The 17,622-nt window shown below is 73.8% G+C and carries 14 protein-coding genes; 4 read left to right on the plus strand and 10 right to left on the minus strand.

Annotated features, from left to right (window positions below; translation table 11 throughout):
• The 5 genes from ACQP00_RS31590 to ACQP00_RS31610 form a co-directional block, all read right to left on the minus strand.
• Complete coding sequence (locus ACQP00_RS31590) at positions 1–5,769, minus strand: type I polyketide synthase (RefSeq protein ID WP_433202021.1); 5,769 nt, start codon at positions 5,767–5,769, stop codon at positions 1–3.
• Positions 5,770–5,833: 64 nt separating this feature from the next.
• Positions 5,834–6,823 carry a DUF1702 family protein gene (locus tag ACQP00_RS31595; protein ID WP_433202024.1) on the minus strand — a complete coding sequence of 330 codons (990 nt, stop codon included), beginning with the start codon at positions 6,821–6,823 and terminating at the stop codon, positions 5,834–5,836.
• A gap of 146 nt (positions 6,824–6,969) precedes the next feature.
• On the minus strand, positions 6,970–7,962 hold the full coding sequence (locus ACQP00_RS31600) for a DUF1702 family protein (RefSeq protein ID WP_433202027.1): 993 nt from the start codon (positions 7,960–7,962) through the stop codon (positions 6,970–6,972).
• Positions 7,963–7,980: 18 nt separating this feature from the next.
• A complete protein-coding gene (locus ACQP00_RS31605) occupies positions 7,981–8,562 on the minus strand; it encodes a copper resistance CopC family protein (RefSeq protein ID WP_433202030.1) in 582 nt (193 codons plus the stop codon).
• Positions 8,559–9,161: a hypothetical protein gene (locus ACQP00_RS31610; protein ID WP_433202033.1), complete on the minus strand. Its 603-nt coding sequence runs from the start codon at positions 9,159–9,161 to the stop codon at positions 8,559–8,561. The genes ACQP00_RS31605 and ACQP00_RS31610 overlap by 4 nt, the downstream gene beginning before the upstream one ends.
• Positions 9,162–9,444: 283 nt before the next feature.
• Between ACQP00_RS31610 and ACQP00_RS31615 the strand changes: the two genes are divergently transcribed.
• Genes ACQP00_RS31615 through ACQP00_RS31630 form a run of 4 tightly spaced genes read left to right on the plus strand, consistent with a single transcriptional unit; the run spans position 9,445 to position 13,463 of the window.
• Positions 9,445–9,975, plus strand: a complete 531-nt coding sequence (locus ACQP00_RS31615; protein ID WP_433202036.1) for a DUF5987 family protein — start codon at positions 9,445–9,447, stop codon at positions 9,973–9,975.
• Positions 9,972–11,627, plus strand: coding sequence for an FAD-dependent oxidoreductase (locus ACQP00_RS31620; protein ID WP_433202039.1), 1,656 nt, complete (start codon positions 9,972–9,974; stop codon positions 11,625–11,627). Before ACQP00_RS31615 ends, ACQP00_RS31620 begins: the two co-directional genes overlap by 4 nt.
• Before the next feature lie 4 nt (positions 11,628–11,631).
• On the plus strand, positions 11,632–12,660 hold the full coding sequence (locus ACQP00_RS31625) for a carboxymuconolactone decarboxylase family protein (RefSeq protein ID WP_433202042.1): 1,029 nt from the start codon (positions 11,632–11,634) through the stop codon (positions 12,658–12,660).
• A complete protein-coding gene (locus ACQP00_RS31630; protein WP_433202044.1) occupies positions 12,657–13,463 on the plus strand; it encodes a TIGR03084 family metal-binding protein in 807 nt (268 codons plus the stop codon). The genes ACQP00_RS31625 and ACQP00_RS31630 overlap by 4 nt, the downstream gene beginning before the upstream one ends.
• Positions 13,464–13,508: 45 nt before the next feature.
• On the opposite strand, the gene ACQP00_RS31635 is transcribed toward ACQP00_RS31630, so the two are convergent.
• The 5 genes from ACQP00_RS31635 to ACQP00_RS31655 all read right to left on the minus strand — a co-directional run bounded on the left by ACQP00_RS31635 (position 13,509) and on the right by ACQP00_RS31655 (position 17,614).
• Complete coding sequence (locus tag ACQP00_RS31635; RefSeq protein WP_433202047.1) at positions 13,509–14,474, minus strand: ABC transporter permease subunit; 966 nt, start codon at positions 14,472–14,474, stop codon at positions 13,509–13,511.
• Positions 14,471–15,343 carry an ABC transporter ATP-binding protein gene (locus ACQP00_RS31640; RefSeq protein WP_433202050.1) on the minus strand — a complete coding sequence of 291 codons (873 nt, stop codon included), beginning with the start codon at positions 15,341–15,343 and terminating at the stop codon, positions 14,471–14,473. The genes ACQP00_RS31635 and ACQP00_RS31640 overlap by 4 nt, the downstream gene beginning before the upstream one ends.
• Positions 15,340–15,750, minus strand: coding sequence for a GntR family transcriptional regulator (locus tag ACQP00_RS31645; protein ID WP_433202053.1), 411 nt, complete (start codon positions 15,748–15,750; stop codon positions 15,340–15,342). Before ACQP00_RS31645 ends, ACQP00_RS31640 begins: the two co-directional genes overlap by 4 nt.
• Before the next feature lie 106 nt (positions 15,751–15,856).
• On the minus strand, positions 15,857–17,143 hold the full coding sequence (locus ACQP00_RS31650) for an FAD-dependent oxidoreductase (protein WP_433224064.1): 1,287 nt from the start codon (positions 17,141–17,143) through the stop codon (positions 15,857–15,859).
• Positions 17,144–17,209: 66 nt separating this feature from the next.
• Positions 17,210–17,614, minus strand: coding sequence for an SgcJ/EcaC family oxidoreductase (locus tag ACQP00_RS31655; RefSeq protein ID WP_433202056.1), 405 nt, complete (start codon positions 17,612–17,614; stop codon positions 17,210–17,212).
• Positions 17,615–17,622: the final 8 nt, after the last annotated feature.

Below are 17,622 nucleotides of genomic sequence, written 5' to 3' on the forward strand. Positions count from 1 at the left end.
CTACTTTCCTTCCTGGGTCAGGATCGCGAACACCACCGGCTCGGGCCGGCCGTGCACGGTCGTGGCAAAGGTGGCGATCCGCGCGTCGCCGGAGCCGAACACGATCCAGCCGTCGCGGCTCTCCGGCAGCAGGGTGAGCGGGTCGGAGCCGAGCCGCCCGGCCTTCTGCAGGCACTCGACGGCCGACCAGACCCGGGTCGCCGCGGTCGACGGCGGCTCGCCGTCCATCCCGGCCACCAGCTGGGCCAGCCCGGCGTGGGCGCCCAGCAGCCCGCTCCACGTCTCCGGGTCGCGCTCGGCGGCCACCTCGACGTCGCAGGCGAGCGCCCCGCTCCCGGCGACGGCGAAGGTCAGCCCGTCGGTGTGCGCGGCCGAGACCGCGTCGACGCCGTCGACCTCCGGGCGCCCGTCCGGCCGGTACCGCACCTCGACCACCCGGCCCACCGCCCGGCTCAGCGCCACCGCGGTCGACGCGCGCCGCTGCGCCACGAAGTCCCCGCCGCCGTCCACGGTGGACGGTTCCACGACCACCGCGGGGCTCGCACCCAGCAGGTCGCCGAGGCTGCGCTCCAGGTACGGCCCGATCAGGGCCGGCGCCCACGGCCCGCGCCCGTCGTTCTTGCGCACCGCCCGCAGCCGCAGCCCTTCCCAGCGCTCCACCGCCCGGCCGGAACCGTCGCGCAGGACCACGTCGTACACGTAGCTGTCCCCGTCCCGGCTGCGCTCGGTCGCGCAGTAGCGCAGCTCGCCGGCGTCCATCCCGTGCTCGCCGGCCGGGTGGATGCGCTCGACCGCCTCGGGCAGCAGCGTCGCGTGGGGTACGCACACCTGGTTGCCGTGCATGAGCGTGTCCCGCACGCCGGGGTCGCCGAGCAGGAGCCGGGACGGGAGGTACCCGGCGAACCAGCCGACCGGCCCGGACTCGACGAGTGCGGCGTCGACCCGGCGGGCGGCGGCGTGGTGGTAGCGGTACAACCGCTGAAAACGCGGACCCTGGAACAGGACGTCGCCGTAGAGTGCCTCGGCGGGCACCAGCGGGACGACCGGCAGCCCGGCGTCGACCTGCTCCGGTGCCCCCTCCGGCGGCACCGCGCCGGTGAGACGCAGCCGGGCCCGGAAGTGGTCGGCCGCGAACGACGTCTCGGCGCTGCGGATGACCACCTCGACCTGGTCGTCGTCGACCACGGTGGCGGCGATGCGCACCCGGGTCGAGCCGCCCGGCGGCACCACGATCGGGCGCAGGAACCGGGCGTCCTCGACGGTCGGGACCGCCTCGATGCCGGTGACCGCCGACGCGACCTGGGCCATCGCCTCCATGCCGAAGACCGCCGGCATGAGCAGGTTGCCGTCCAGCTCGTGGTCGCCGAGGTACAGGTCGGTGCCCGCGTCCAGGTCGACCTCGGTGACGAGCTCGACGCCGTGGTAGTACACCAGCGGGCGCCCGACGAAGCGCAGGAGCGGCAGTTGCGGGGCGTTGCGGCGGACCGTGTCGATGCCCTCGGTGCGCCCGCTGATGACGACCACGCTCGGGGCGTCGGGGTCGGCGAGGATCCGCCGCAGCATGGCCACGCCCTGGTCGGGGGTGATCGGCACGACCCCGTCCCGGTTGAGCTGTTCGACCACGGAGAGCCGCTCCCCCATGCCGACGCCGGACCAGACCGACCACTCGAGGCAGATCGCCCGCAGCTTCGGGTACCGCTGCGCCAGCGCGCTCGTCTCGCCCGCCAGCCAGTCGTTGGCCGTCGCGTAGTGTCCCTCGCCGCGCAGCCCGGCCCGGCCGATGATGCTGCCGAGCGTGACGAGCAGCCGCAGCCGCTCGGGGTCGACGGCGTCGAGGACCGCCCGCAGCCCGTCGAGCTTCGGCGCGAACGTGCGCCGGAACGCGTCCATGTCCAGGCTGTGCAGGGCGGCCGGCTCGTTGCGCCCGGCCCCGTGCAGCAGCGCGGTGACCGGACCGGACTCGCGGGTCAGCCCCTCGACGGCCGCGCGGACCGCGGCCGGGTCGGTGACGTCGGCCCGGCCGTAGTGCACCCGCACGCCCTGGCCGCGCATCCGCTCCAGGTTCGCGGCGAGCTCGGAGTCCTCGGCCGGGTCGGAGCGGCCGAGCAGCAGCAGGGTCGCGCCGCTGTCGCCGGCCAGCGCGAGGGCGCACTCGGCGGTGATGCCCTTGCCGCCGCCGGTCACCAGCAGCACGTCGTCCGCGGTCAGCGGGGCCTCGGTGCGGGCCGGGGTGACCGGCATCGGGTGCAGGGTCGGGACGGTGCGCACCCCGTCGGCGTCGTAGAAGGCCTCGTTGAACCGGTTGGTCGCGGCCACCTCGGCCACCACCCAGTCGGTCGCGGCCGGGATCGCCGGCACGTGCGCGATCGTCACCCGCAGGTGCGGGGCCTCAAGGCGCAGGGTCTTGGCCAGACCGGCCGCGCCGCGGTCGTGCTCGACGAGCACGAACCGGCCGCCGGCGGGCTGGGCCGCGGCCGCCTTGGCCGCGTGCAGGGCCGGCTGCAGCTGCTCCTCGGTGCAGCCCTCGGGGAGGCAGACGAGCACGCCGCCGCCGACCCGGGTGCGCGCGAGGGCGTGCCGGAGCGGCTCGGCGAGCAGGCTGTCCGGCCCGGCGTACACCCGCCAGGTCCCCACCTCGTCCGCCGGTTCGACGCCGGGCAGCGGCAGCGGGTCGAGCTGCACCCGGAAGGCCCGGGCCCAGGCGGCCGCGCCGTGCACGACGTCGCCGCCCGCGCCGCCGGTGCCGGTGTCGGTGGCCGCGACGTTGTCCAGGGCCTCGGCGAGCTCGCGGACGGTGGCGACCGCGAAGTTCGTCGGCAGCTGCGAGCCGGCCACCTTGAGCTGGGCGGCGACCTGGTTGACGACCTGGCCGACGGTGATCGAGCTCAGGTGCAGGTCGTCCAGCAGCCGGCTGTCCGGGCCGACGAGGTCGAGGGGCAGCTCGGCCCGCTCGGCGGCGAGCCGGCGCAGCAGGTCCAGGCTCGTGGCCGACGGGTCGGCCGCGACCTCGACGGGCGCCGCGACCTCGACCGCGGCCACCGCGTCCACAGTGGACACCGGCGCCCGCTCGCACGGGTTCTCCAGGAAGGACAGTTCGGCGCCGACCTCGAGCGGGCGGACGAGCCGGCCGTGGAACAGCGCCGGGTCGACCGGAGCCGCGCCGACGACGTAGGCCGCGCCGACCACGCCGAGCAGGTTCGCGAGGGACTCGCTGTCGGTGTCCAGGGCCACGGCGGGCACGTCGGTGGTGCTGGCCGCCAGGCCGCTGAGCACCCGGCCCGGGCCGACCTCGACGAGCAGGTCGACGTCCTTGGCGGCCAGCGCGACGGCCTGCGCGAACAGCACCGGGTCGACGATCTGCCGGTGCAGCAGGTCCCGCACGTCGGTCTCGGCGGCCAGCACGTCCCCGGTCACGGTCGAGACGATGCGGCGGTCGACGGTACCGAATGACTCCGCTTCCAACACGCCGGCGAAGGCCTCGGCGGCCGGGGCGACCAGCGCCGAGTGGAAGGCGTGGGAGACGCGCAGCTGGGCCGAGTGCAGCCCGGCGTCGGCCGCCCGCCGGCCCACCTCGCCGATCGCGTCGATCGGGCCGGCCACCACGGTCTGGGTCGGGCCGTTGTAGCCGCCGATGACGACCGGCAGCCCGGCCAGCAGCGGCGCGACCGCCTCGGGCGAGGAGGCGATGCTCGCCATGGTGCCCGACGCGCTGTGCTCGGCCATGGTGCGCCCGCGCTGCCCGGCGATGCGCAGCAGCTGCCGCTCGTCCATCGCGCCGGCCCAGTGCAGGGCGCTGAGCTCGCCGAGGCTGTGCCCGACGGCGACGGACGCGTCGATGCCGAGCGCTTCGAGCACCCGCAGGCCCGCGACGGAGCCGGTCACGATGCGGGGCTGGGCCACCTCGGTCGCGACGCTGTCGGCCCCGGTGGGCAGACCGGCGCGCTCGTACACCCCGTCGGCCTCCGCGAACCGCCGGCGCATCGCCCCGCCGCTGACCCCGCGACCCGAACCCTGGCCGGGGAAGAGCAGCCCGACCCGGCCGCGGCCGGAGGCGTGCCCGAGCAGGGTGCGCCCGTCGCCGGAGAAGTGGGTGGTCTCGTCGCCGTCGAGGATGTCGCGCACCTTGGTCAGGCGCGCCACGGCGTCCTCGGGCGAGCTGACCACCACCGCGGCCCGGTACGGCAGCTCGCGCAGGTCCCGGTGCAGCGTCGCGGCCAGGTCGCCCAGCTGCGCGTAGCTCAGCTGCGGCACGAACTCGATGAGCGTGCTCAGCCGGTCGCGCAGCTCGCGCGGCGAGGCGGCGTCGAGGCACAGCAGCTCGGCGTCCTGCAGCGAGGCGGCCAGCGCGCGGGTGCGCACGTTCATCGCCGCCCGCCGCGGGTTGGGGTTCTCGACGATGACGTGGCTGTTGATGCCGCCGAAGCCCATCGCCGTGATGCCGGCGCGCACCGGGCGGTCGGTCGGCCACGCCTCGGCCTTGCGCAGCGTGCGCAGGCGGGCACCGTCCTCGGTGAGCACCGGATGCGGCTGGATGGTGCCGAGCGAGGGCGGAAGGACCTCATGGTGTACCGCCATGACGGCCTTGATGAATCCCGCCACCCCGGCCGCGGCCTTGGTGTGCCCGATCATGCCCTTGATGGAGCTGATGGCGGCCGGGGGCGCCTGCGGGTCGGCCTGCTCGCGGGCCTGGGACAGCGCGGTCAGCTCGGTGACGTCGCCGACCTTGGTGCCGGTGCCGTGCCCCTCGAACAGCGCGACGGTCTCCACGCCGAAGCCCGCCCGCTCGTACGCCCGGGCCAGGGCGAGGCGGTAGCCGTTGACCTCGGGCCGGGTGATGCCGCCCTTGCCGTCGGAGGAGATGCCGTAGCCGGCGACGGTGGCGTACTGCCGCCGGCCGCTCGTGCGGGCGTCGTCCTCGCGCATGAGCACGACCATGCCGCAGCCCTCGCCGGGCCAGAAGCCGTTGGAGCCGTTGTCGTAGACGCGCATCTCGCCGGTCGCGAGGGCTCCGGTCTTGGCGAAGCCGATGATCTCGAACGGGTCGATGGACAGGTCGACCCCGCCGGCCACGACGACGTCGAGGTCGCCCGCCTCCAGGGCCTTGCAGGCGGTGGCGATCGACAGCAGCGACGAGGAGCAGGCCCCGTCGACGGTGTACCCGCCGCCCTTGAGGTCGAAGTAGTTGCAGATCCGCCCGGCGATGGTGTTGGACAGCCCGCCGACGAGGCTGTCCTCGTCGACCTCCGGGAACGCCGACTTGTAGGCCGTCTCGTACTTGCCGAGGAACGCCGCGAGCTGGGTGTCGTCCCAGCCCTCCTGGCGCAGCGCGGCGGAGACGGTGCGCTTGACGTACGGCCAGCGCAACCGCAGCTGCGAGGCCCGCGAGAACTCGCCGGTGAGCGTGTTGCCCACGACGACGCCGGTGCGCTCCAGCGGCAGCCCCTCGGCCATCGGGAAGCCCGCGTCGGCGAGCGCCGTGGCGGCCATGTCCAGCGCCAGCCAGTGCGTCATGTCGGCCGAGCGGAACGTGCTGCCGGCGACCTTGAAGCCGACCCGGTCGAACGAGTAGCCGTCGATGACCGCCGCGTTGCGGGCGTAGAACCGGTCCGGCGCCGCCGGGTCGGGCGACCAGTAGTCCTCCAGCCGCATCCGGCCGTCCGGCAGGCGCCGGAACGCGCGGCGGCCGGCGACCGCGTTCTCCCACAGTTCCTTCGGTGAAGTGGCGTCCGGGTACCGGCACGCCATCCCGATGACAGCGATCCTGGTCATCGTGTGAGCACCCTTCCTGCTGCACATGCGGCGGCTCTGAGCGAATCGGGGGCGGTGGGCACGCCTAGCACCGCCCCAGCGCGACGAACTGGCCGGCGATGCGCTGCCGCCACAGCTCGTACTCGGGTGTGCCGGGCCGCACGGTGGTGCCGGCGGGAGCGGTCCCGGGCTGCTCCAGCGTGACGTCGGTGATGTCGCTGGCCTCCTGCGGCGTGGTGCCGCAGAACACCTGCGTGGCGAGGCTGTTGTGGGGCATGAGCAGGTCGGCCTTGACCCTTGCGGCGGCGGCGAACGCGCAGCCCTGGGCGAGCTCCGGGCGGTACTGCCCGGCGCGCTCGCGGAAGTCGCGCAGCTCGTCCTCGCCGGCCGCTCCGGCGTAGGTGGCGGCGAGCCCGGCCCCGGCGTACAGGTCGGCCCGGCGGTCCTCGGCGAACCGGTCGATCATCCGGGCCACCAGCTGCGGGTCGGCGCCGCCGACGAACCACATCGCGCGCCCGACGCCCTGGTCGATGACGCGGTCGGCGTACCAGCCGGGCCCGCCGGACGGCCAGGGGAAGTTCGTGTGCCGGTACTGCTCGAACACGTACCGGCTGGTCTGGAAGTACGCCTGGTGGAAGCCGTAGCCGTCCAGCACCAGCCAGCGCAGCAGCGGGTCCGGGGCGTACAGGCCGCGCCAGAGCGGGCGGGGCAGCCGGGCCATCGCCCAGCCGACGCCGACGTAGGCCATGTAGATGTGCGGTTGGCCCGGCCCCTCCAGGAACGCGCGGGTCAGGCCGCGGCCCAGGCCGGTGGCGTCGCGGATGGCGAAGGCCATGCCCGCGCCCTCGTAGGCGAAGCCGCGGAACCGGACCGGCACGTCGGCCAGCGGCGCCACGACGTCCTGCACGGTGCGGGCCTCGGCGGCCTCCGCGAAGCCGTCCAGGAAGGACTTGCCCACCGTCTCCAGCAGATCCCGGCCGGTGTCGTTCTTGACGTGGAATCCCCGCACGGCCATCGTCGTCTCTTTGACGTTCGGGGTGAGCAACGCACGACGAAGCTTTCCGAATACAGTCATTCGAGGCCCCTCAAACTCGATCTGGTTTCCTACGCTCGCATGCGCGTACACCAATGTCTTCTTCACTTGTGCGGACCGGCGACCTGCGCAATTTCGGTCATGGAAAAGCGCCGCGGGCCGAGCCCGCGGCGCTTGATGAATCGGAACTAGTGAGTGACGGTCGCCATTTCCGCGAAGTGCGCGTGCAGCAGCCGGCGCCACACCTCGTAGGCCGGCACGCCGTCGCCGCGCAGCCCGCCGGCCGCGACGTCGTCGGCGAGTTTCGAGGCGACGGCGACGCTGAGCCCGGTGAGCGCGCCCACCGCCTCGCCGGTGTGCTCGGGCACGCAGCCGGCGAGGTCGCGCGCCTTGGCCGCGAACACCGCGCCCTGCGCCAGTTCCGGGACGTGGCCGGCGGCGAGCTTGCGCAGGGTGGCGTACCCCTCGGGATCGGTGCCGCCCGCGAACGTGGCGGCCAGGCCGACGCCGCTCCACAGGTCGGCCCGGCGGTGCTCGGCGAACTTCGCGACCGTCGCGGCCACGTCGGCGGGCTGCCCGCCGTGGATGAACCACAGCGCGCGGCCGACGCCCTGGTCGCAGGCGCGCAGGAAGTAGTCGGGGTCGCCCTCCCACGCGTACGGGGCGGGCCGGCGCTGCTGGCGGACCCACTTGTCGGTGTGGAAGTACGCGAGGTCGAAGCCGTAGCCGTCGACGGCGAGCCAGCTCATCGTCGGGTAGTACGCGGTACCGGAGAGGTCTGGAATCACGTTGCGCCACAACGGCCGCGGCAGGTGCGACATCGCGAAGCCGATGCCGATGTAGGTGAGCAGCGTGTGCGGGCGGCCGGCCCCGGTGAGCAGCTCGCGGGCCCGGCTGCGGCTGCCGGGGCGCATCGCGTCCAGGACGGTGAGGGCCATCGCCGCGCCCTCGTAGGCGAAGCCGCGCAGCGGGGCGTCGATGAACTCCAGGCGCCGCTCGAGCTCGTCGTTGGTCTTCGTCTCGATGCCCCACTCGAAGCCGCAGATGACGGACTGCGGGATGGCCTCGAGCCGGCGGGTGGCCGCGCTCGGCGTGACCGGGAACCCGCGGGCGGCGAAGGTGACGTCGTGCAGGGACGGCGTGAAGATGTGCCGCCGTACGGATCCGAACAGTGTTGCCACGTCGGGCCTCCTCGAAAGTCAGCTGGGCGGGCGGCTCCCGGCGAGGGCGTCGCGCAGGGCCTGCCGGCGCTCGGGCCGGGGCCGCCACAGGAGCAGAGCGACGATGGTCAGGGCGAGCACGACGCCGAGGACGGCCAGGAAGGCGTTGAACGGGTCGCCCCCGCCGCTGTGGTCGTGGTCGGACTGGGTGGCCGCGACGGTGATCGCGGGATTGCCCGGTGCGGCGACGCCGGCCGCGGCGACGGTGAATCCGGTGCTCCCGGTGACCTCACGGCCGTCGGTGAAGAGCACGTGATAGGCGATCTGGTACGTCCCGTCGCCCGCGATCCGCGCCGGCACGGCCAGGCGGCGGTCGGTCAGCCGCGGGTCGCCCTGGCTGACCAGGCGCCCGTCGGGTCCGGTGACGGAGAGGTGGAACTCGGCCAGGGCCGGGGTGCCGTCGAAGGTGAGCGCCACCTCGTCCGGACCGGCCGTCAGGGTGGCCCCGTCGCCGGGGCTCACGGTGCGCAGCTGGGTCGGGCGGACCGCACCCAGCACCATCAGCACCGCGACCCCGGCGACGACCAGCAGCGCCCCGGCCCGCAGCAGGCGACGCCTCATACGCCCGCGGAGGCCAGCGGCCGCGACTCCGGTGCGCAGGTGCACGTGGCCTCCTGCTGCTCGGCCTTGTTCGGCCGCAGGTGGTAGTACATGGCGATGACCATCGGGATGGTGACGATGGTGTTGTAGAACAGGTGCAGCTCGACGCGCGGGAAGACCAGCTGCAGCACGCTGGTCGGGACCGCCTTGCCGAACAGGAAGTGCCCGGTCTGCGCCTGCAGCAACAGCAGCAGGTGCTCGATGTGGTGCCAGAACTGGATGCCGAACGCGACCATCCACCAGGTCTTCGCCCGGCCGTGGAAGCCGGCGCGCAGGAACCACAGCGCCAGGATCATGATCAGCGCGTAGCCGTAGTGCATCCACTCCGACTTGATGAGCCACGGGAACGGCAGGCCGAGCACCCCGCGCGCCGCCGGCAGCTTCCAGCCCAGCACGTAGATCTCGAACGCCTGCGCCACGTGCTCGGCCCAGTGGGCCAGCACGACGACCATGAACAGGTTGACCGCGGTGCGGTGCCGGCTGCCGCTGAGCCAGCCGGTCAGGCCGCCCGGTGCCGCGAAACCGGCGGCGGCGGGCAGGTATGAGTCGTTGGCAGCCATGGGCCACTCCCCGGGTTGTCGACGCAGCGTCACGGTGCGAGTGCGCATTCCGCCGCCGATCCTCTCGTCCTTCCCGCCCCGGCAGTTCTTCCAGATTGCTCTGATGGCCGGCGGGGCGTTTCGGCCCTGTGCTCCCCCGCACGCACGGAGATGCGGCCCCGTCAAGCCCGCGGGAACGATGAACCGGCGGCCGGCCGGCCCCCGCGCGATCCCCGTTTCGCGACAGGAGGAACCTGTGGTGCACCCTCAACCCGGCCCCCCGGTGGCCGATCCCGTGGCGTTGATGACGCTCGAGGCGTTCGCCGACACCATCGTGCCCGGCGAGAAGCGCCACCCGGACGACCACGCCATCGCGGGCGTGTCCACCGGCGGCGGCGCGGTCACGTCCGGGGCGCTCGAGCTGCTGTCCCACCCGGCCGGCGGCCTCGCCGACGTGCTCGAGCCGCTGTCGATGGGCCTCAACGCCCAGGCCGCCGGCTACGCCCAGGCCCAGAGCCTGGCGCTGGACGAGGCGCTGCCGCCGTTCGTGGCCCTGCCCTTCGAACACCGCACCGCGCTGGTGCAGCAGCTCGTCGGCCCGGAGAACCCCGAGAAGGGCATGTGGGTCGGCCTGGCCCTGTTCAGCAACATGGCCTTCGACAGCGCGGCCCACATCAGCACCGCCGACGCCCTTGCCGCCGGCCACCCGGGCCTGCTGACCATCGGCTACGCGCCGCCCGGGCCGGACAGGCTGTGGCGCTTCGAGCCCGCCTCGTACGGCCGCCCGCTCGCACCCATGCATCCGCACACCACCGCCTCCGGGAGCCCGGCATGAGCAGCATCGAGTCCACCGACGTCCTGGTCATCGGCAGCGGCTTCGGCGGCGCCATCGCCGCGTACCACCTGGCCGCCGGCGGCGCCCGGGTCGTCGTGCTGGAGCGCGGGCCGTGGCTGGCCGCCGACGAGTTCGACCACGACTTCGAGCTGGGCAAGTCCGGCACCCGCATCTTCGACTTCGTCATCGGCGACGGGATCAGCGTGCTGGGCGGCAACTGCGTCGGCGGCGGCAGCGTCGTGTACTTCGCGACCATGCCCCGCACGCCGAGCTTCGTCTTCGAGCGCCAGGGCAGCATCGGCCGCCGCGTGTGGCCGGGCGCGGTGTCCCGGGAAACCCTCGACCCGTGGTACGACCGGGTCGAGGAGGCGCTGCCGATCACCAAGCAGCAGTGGGAGCGGGTGCCGTTCGCCGGCGGCCTCTTCGGCGCCGCCTGCGCCCACGCCGGGCGGACCGCCAACCCGGTGCCCTCGGCCGTCGACGTCGACCTGTGCACCAACTGCAACTGGATGATGTCGGGCTGCAAGTTCGACGCCAAGCGCTCGCTGCTGCTCAACTACCTGCCTGCGGCCCTGGCCCACGGCGCCGAGATCCGCCCGCTGCACGAGGTCCAGCACCTGGAGCGGACGGGCGACGGCGGCTACCGCGTGCACTACCGCGTCGTCGACGGCGAGGACTACCGCATCCTGCACGACGCCGGCGCCATCGACGCGAAGATCGTCATCGTCGCCGCCGGCGCCGGGGCCACCCCGGTCATCCTGCAGCGCTCCGAGCCGCACCTCGGCCCGATGCCGCACGGCGTCGGCCGGTACTTCTCCGGCAACGGCGAGCGGCTCAACACCGCCGTGTTCGACGAGGATCGGGTGCGCGAGGTGCTCGGCCTGTCCCGCGCCGACGGCAAGGCCTACGCGGCCAACCAGATCGGCCGCGGCCCGACGGTCGCGAGCTGGGACAAGCTCGACGGGACGCTGCCGGAGTACGAGCGGTTCTCGCTGGAGCAGCTGTACTTCCCGCCGGGCCTCGGCACGATCCTGGCCCAGATCCCCGACGCGTCCGGACCGAGCTGGTTCGGCAAGGAGAAGAAGGAGATGCTGCGGCGCTGGCAGTCGTGGCTGACCATCTTCACGATGTCCGAGGACGACAACGAGGGCGTCTTCGGCCCGCCGCCCGAGACCGGCAACGCGCACCGCTTCTCGCAGCAGATGCTCGGGTACGGCACGCTGCAGTACCAGCCGACCAAGAACACCCGGCGCGGCTGGGAACTGGCCGACGCCGAGATCAAGGACATCCTCGAGCGGGACGGCCTGTCGCGGGTCATGCCGTGGACGAACGACGTCGTCGGCGCCTACACGGTGCACCCGCTCTCCTCGTGCCGCATCGGCGACGACCCGGCCACCTCCGCCCTCGACGACGGCCACCAGCTGCGCAACCACCCGGGCATCTTCGTCACCGACGGCTCGGCGGTGCCGACCGCGCTGACGGTGAACCCGGCGCTGACCATCGCCGCCCTGGCCGAGCGGGCCATCCCCGGCATCATCCGCGCCGCCCAGGAGCGCGGGATCGCCGTGCGCGGCGGCGCCCCCGGCCCGGCCGGGGAGACCACGGCCCGCGACGCGATCGCCCGCGCCGGTCTGACCACGACCGTGGTCTGAGCCCATGAACCGGCTGATCCGCCCCGTCGCGCGCCGCGTGCCGCTGCAGCAGATCCGCCATGTCCGTGCCATCGCGGCGACCGGCGCTCCGGCCCCGGTCGCCGCGGTGTACGCACAGGTGGAACGCGACTTCGGCATGCTCGCCCCGCCGATCGCCCTGCACGCCGCCGACCCGGCCGTCCTCGGCGCGGCCTGGTGCCTGCTCCGCGAGTCGCTGCTCGCCACCGGCGCGGCCGCCCGCGCGGTGAAGGAGGCCGTGGCCGCGGGCGTCTCGCGGGCCAACCAGTGCCCGTACTGCGTGACCGTCCACAGCGCCACCCTCGACGGCCTGCGCCCGGCCGCCGACCCGCTGATCCCCGCCGCTGCCGCCTGGGCCGCCGGCCGGGCCGATCCGGCGCAGCTGCGGCTGATCCGCGACCTGTCCCCGGCCGCGCGGGCCGAACTGGCCGGCGTGGCTCTCACGTTCCACTACCTCAACCGGATGGTGAGCGTCTTCCTGCCGCCGTCACCGATCCCGGCGCGCGCCCCGGCGTTCGTCACGAAGGTCGCCGCCCGCCTGATGGGTTCGATGGCCCGCACCGTCGTGCAACCCGGCCCGGCCCACGAGCCGCTGCTGAGCGGCACCGCGCTGCCGTCCGACCTGGCCTGGGCCGCCCCGGCGCCGCACGTGGCCGAGGCGGTGACCCACGCCGTCTCGGTCCTCGCGCTGCGGGCGGGGCCGTGGTTGTCCGACGCGCTGCTGCGGCTGGTCCAGTCACGGCTCGACGTGGAGGCCGACATCGCGGTCGGGAGCCGTCCCTGGCTCGACGGTGCGACCGCCGGGCTGCCGGCGCAGGAGCGGCCGGTCGCGGATCTGGCGCTGCTGACGGCGATCGCGGCGTACCGGATGACCGACGGCATCGTGGCGAGCGCCCGCGCGGCCCTGCCCACCGACGACGCACTCATCGCGGTGACCGCCTGGGCGAGTTTCGCCGCGGCCCGCCGGCGCACCGCCGCCCTGCTCACCCCTCTCACCGAAAGGCACCTCGCATGACCGGACAGAATGTCATCGCCGCGCTGGCGGCCGACGGAGCCGACGTCGACCGGCTGGTCGCCGACCTGCCCGCCGACCAGTGGACCCGGCCCACCCCGGCGCCGCGCTGGACCGTCGCCCACCAGGTCGCCCACCTCGCCGCCACGTTCCGCATGGCCGCGATGGCGGCCGGCCAGCCCGACGCGTTCCGCCAGCTCCTCGCGCACCTCAACGAGGACTTCAGCGGCAACGTGGAGCGGGCCATGGCGCCGTACCTGGCCGAGGAGCCCGCCGTGCTGCTGCGCCGCTTCCGCGAGGAGCGGATCGCGGCCGAGACGGCCCTGACCGCCGTCCCCGAGGGGCAGGTCGTGCCGTGGCTGGTGCGCCCCATCCCGGCGCCGGTCCTCGCCATGGCGGGCATGATGGAGCTCTTCGGCCACGGCCAGGACATCGCCGACGGGCTCGGCGTGACCCGATCCCACAGCGACCGGCTGCGGTACCTGTGCGAGTTCGCGGTGCGGGTTTGGGACTTCGGGTACATCTCGCGCGGTCTCGCGACGCCGGAGGTTTCGCTCGGCTTCGACCTGATCGCCCCGTCCGGCGCCCCGTGGCAGCTCGGCGCGGCGGACGCCACCGAGCGGATCAGCGGCCCGGCGGTCGACTTCTGCCTGCTCGTCACCCGCCGCCGGCACCGGGACGACCTCGCGCTCGAGGCGACCGGGGCCGTCGCGGAGGGCTGGCTGGACATCGCGCAGGCCTACCGCGGCCCGGCCGGCGAGGGCCGCCGTCCCGGCCAGTTCTCCCCCGCCGCCTCGCGGTCCTAGACCGGGCCCGGCACCACGCATCCGCCGTCCCGCGTCCGTCCAGGTTCAGAACGCGGGACGGCGGATCCGCCGGAAGACCAGCGCCAGCAGGAGCACGGCCAGTACGGCGAAGGTGACGCTCTCGATGAGCTGGAAGGTCCAGTACCGCTCCATGGGCTGGTAGACGACCCAGTGCTGGATACCGTGGTCGTGGAGGTAGACGCTCGGGTCGCCGCCCCCTTCCCGGGCCCGGCCCTCGAGGACGACGGCGGCGAGCCCGGTGATGCGCCGGCCGTCGGCGTCGACGAAGCCCTGGTCCAGGACCATGTCCCGCACGTTCGACGTGCCCTCGGGGATGTCGCCGGACCCCGGCACGAACGCCTCGATGCGGGTGACCGGCGCGACGAAGTGCGGACGGATCCAGCCGGCGACGGTGACGCGCACCGCCACGAAGACCAGCAGCGCCCCGGCGGCCGCCGGCAGGCTGCGCCGCAGCACCACCCCGGCCGCGACCCCCAGCGCGAACGCGAACAGCGTGTACGCCACGGGCGCGGTGCCGGTGAGATCGAACGCGGTGATGTCCAGCCCGCCGCCCAGCAGATCGAGCGGTTGCCGGTACCAGGCGATCACGGCGGCCAGGCCGGCGGCGAGCAGGACGCTGACGGTGCCGAGCGCCCCGATCTTGAACGCCAGCCAGCGCCGGCGGGGCACCGCCTGCGTCCAGGCCAGCTGCCAGGTGCCCGCCTCGAGCTCGCGGGCGAGCAGCGGCGCGCCGAGGAACCCGCCGATCGCGTACGGCGCGAAGTTGAGCAGGATCAGCATCGTGGTGCTGTAGCCGTAGTCCTCCCGGAGCCGGACCAGCGCGGCGCGGCAGCCCTGATCCAGCGGCGTGGTCAGGCAGTGCGCCGGGCCCAGCGGGAACAGGGCGTGCATCGGCCGGCCGAGCACGAGCAGCGCCACGGCGACGACGCCGACGAGGAGCGTCAGGGCCAGGGCCTCGGCGCGATGCTGGCGCCACACCATCCACGTCATGCCGCCTCCTCCTCGTCCGCAGCGGGCCGGCGCAGGTAGGCCAGGACCAGCTCTTCCAGCCCGACGGGGCCGGCCTGCCAACCGGGCATGACCGGCGCCGCCGCCTGGCGTACCAGCAAGGTGGTGTGCCGGTCGCTGTGCTTGACCTCGACCACGGACCGGGGATCGGTCTCGACCCGCGGACCCACGAGCAGGCGGTGCTCGGCCAGCAGCGACTCGATGTCACCGCTGAGCACGACCCGGCCGTGGTTGATCACCACGAGGTGGTCGCAGACCCGCTCGAGCTCGTGCACGGCGTGGGAGGAGAACAACACGGTCAGCTCGCCGTCGGCGACCGCGCCCATGAGGGTCTGCTGGAACTCCTGCCGCGCCAGCGGATCCAGGCTGGACATCGGTTCGTCGAGCACCAGCAGCCGGGGCCGCTTGACCAGCGCCAGCGCGAGCGCCACCTGGGACCGCTGCCCGCCGGAGAGCGCGCCGGCCCGGGCGTCCAGCGCGATGCCCAGCCGGGTCAGGCGCGCTACCGCCAGTTCGCGGTCGAAGCGCACGTTGCACGAGCGGCCGAAGCGCACCAGGTCCGCCACGGTGAACTGCCGGTAGAGCGGGTGGTCCTGAGCCAGGAAGCCGATCCGGGCCAGGACCTCCACGCTGTTCGTGGCGGGCGACTCGCCGAACACCTCGACCGATCCCGCCGTCGGCGCGAGCAGCCCGACCGACAGCCGCAGCAGGGTGGTCTTGCCGGCCCCGTTCGGGCCGACGAGCGCGGTGACGCTCCCCGGCGGCAGCTCCAGCGTGCAGTCGCGCAGGGCCCAGGCCTTGCGGTACCGCTTGCCGGCGTTCCGGGTGCGCAGCGCGGGCTGGTCCGTCATGCCGTCTCCGCCTCCGTGCCCGTCTCCGGATTCGTCTGGTGATGGACGCTCGCGAACAGTGCGGCGATCGCGCGATCGTCGAGCCCGGCGGCGTAGGCACGGCGCAGCCAGGTCTGCAGGCCGTGCCGCAGCGCGGTGTAGGTGGCCGGGAGCACCGCGGCCGGCAGCGTCTCGGTGACGAACGTGCCGTGTCCCGGCCGGCCGGTGACGAGCCGCTCCTGCTCCAGCTGGCGGTACGCCTTCGCCACCGTGTTCGGGTTGATGGCGAGGGACTCGACGACCTCCCGGATCAGGGGCAGGCGGTCGCCGGGCTGCAGGAAACCCAGCAGGACGGCCTGCTGAACCTGCTGGACGAGCTGCAGGTACGGCGGCACGCCGGAGCTGGTGTCGAGCCGGAAATGGAACACCTGACCTCCCGCTTTACTAGGCACGTAGTAAAGCAGTAAAGCCAACGGCCCGTCAACGGCGGCGGGGCCGTCCGAAGTGGACGGCCCCGCTGTTCGTGGTTCGGCGTCAGTTCGAAGGCGCCCGGAGGACCTTCAGCATCACGCTCGGGCGCATGAGTGCCGTCGGGGGGTCGACCAGACCGGCGGCCCGCATGAAGGCGGCCGTCAGCGTGCCGTCCTGGGTGGCCGCGGCGTGCAGCTTGGACATGTACTTGTTGGCCATCCGGACCTTCAGCGTGCGCTTGCCCTCGACCTGCGGGAAGGCCAGGTCCGCACCCGCCGAGATCTCCCAGGGGGCGTCGATGATCTTCGCGATGTCGGAGAAGTAGCGACGGCTGTCCGGCGCCCGGCCCGAGCGCAGCTGCGAACGCAGGGCCATGGCCTCCTGGGCGGCGACCGTCATGCCCTGGCCGTAGACCGGGTTGAAGCTGCACACCCCGTCGCCGATGACGAGGAGCCGGTCCGGGAACGCGGTGAGGCGCTCGAAGTGGCGGCGGACGCTGGCCGGGAAGCGGAACGTGACGCCCTCGTCGAGCGGCTCGGCGTCCTGGATGGCGTCGTAGATGTCCGGTACCGGCAGCGACTTCGCGAAGGCCAGGAAGCCCTCGAGATCGGCCGGCGGGTGGTCGCCGAGCAGGCCGGTGAGTGAGCACATGCTCATGTCGCCGGGCAGCTTCGGGAAGAACGCGCCGCGCGGGTTGTCCGGGGTGGCGATCGGGTTGATCGACAGGTCGGTGCCGTACGGGTCGGTGCGCAGCCGGAAGTGCCGGGTCGTGTAGGCCAGGCCGACCTTGACGCGGGTCTCCGGCGGCTGCGCGTAGCCCAGCTCGGCCAGCCACGCCGTGGTGCGCGAGCTGCGGCCGGTGGCGTCGACGACGAGGTCGGCCGCCACCTCCTCCTCGTCGGTGTTGCCGTCCTCGCGGCGGACGTACCGCACGCCGGTGACCCGGGAGCGGTCCTTCGTCGTGGTGACGCGGGTGATGTCGCAGCCGTCGGCGATGTTCACGTTGGGCAGCGCGCTCACCCGGGCCCGCACCGCGTCCTCGAGGACCGGGCGGGTGGCCGAGAGGCTGATCAGGCCGGCCGGGGCGGGCTGCAGGCGGCGGCCGTTGACGTACCAGCGCAGGTTCTGCGCCAGGTCGCCGGCCGGGACCCCCGAGGCCACCAGGTCGTCGATGAGGCCCGGGAAGAGCTCCTCGATGATCTGGTGCCCGGCGGCGAGCAGCGCGTGGGCGTGCCGGCCGTGCGGCACGCCCTTGCGCGGACCGGTGGAGCCGGTCAGGTTGTCCCGTTCGATGACGAGAACCTCGGTGTAGGCGTCGGCGAGCACCCGGGCCGCCAGCATGCCCGCCATGCCGCCGCCCAGGACGACGGCACACTCTCCGACTCGTGCGCTCACGGTGGCCTCCATCGCGGTCGGTCAGGCGGCCTGGACGGGGCTGTTCTGGTACACCGCGAGGCGCCACTGACCGTCGCGCTTCGTGGTGACCCAGGACGCCCGGATCTTCGCGGCCTCGCTGAGCTCGTCCTCGCCGGCGGCGATGACGCCGCCCAGCGACACCAGCACGATCGCGTTGGCGTCGAGCACCTTGAGCTCCAGCGGGGTGCCGGTGACCTGGGTGCCCTTGTAGGGGCCGGCGAACGCCTGGGCCATGAACTCCTCGATGGCGGCGCGGCCCTGGAAGTACCGGCCGGGCATGATCATTGTCCCGTCCTCGACGAACAGGTCGCCGAAGGCGGCGGCGTCGGCCTTGGACCACGCCTCGATGAGCCGCTGCGGCAGCGCGGTGACGGCGGCGAGATCTTCCTGCGGGATGTCGGTCATGGCGCTTC

It is taken from the genome of Dactylosporangium sp. CS-047395 (assembly GCF_050942185.1).
Classification (GTDB): domain Bacteria; phylum Actinomycetota; class Actinomycetes; order Mycobacteriales; family Micromonosporaceae; genus Dactylosporangium.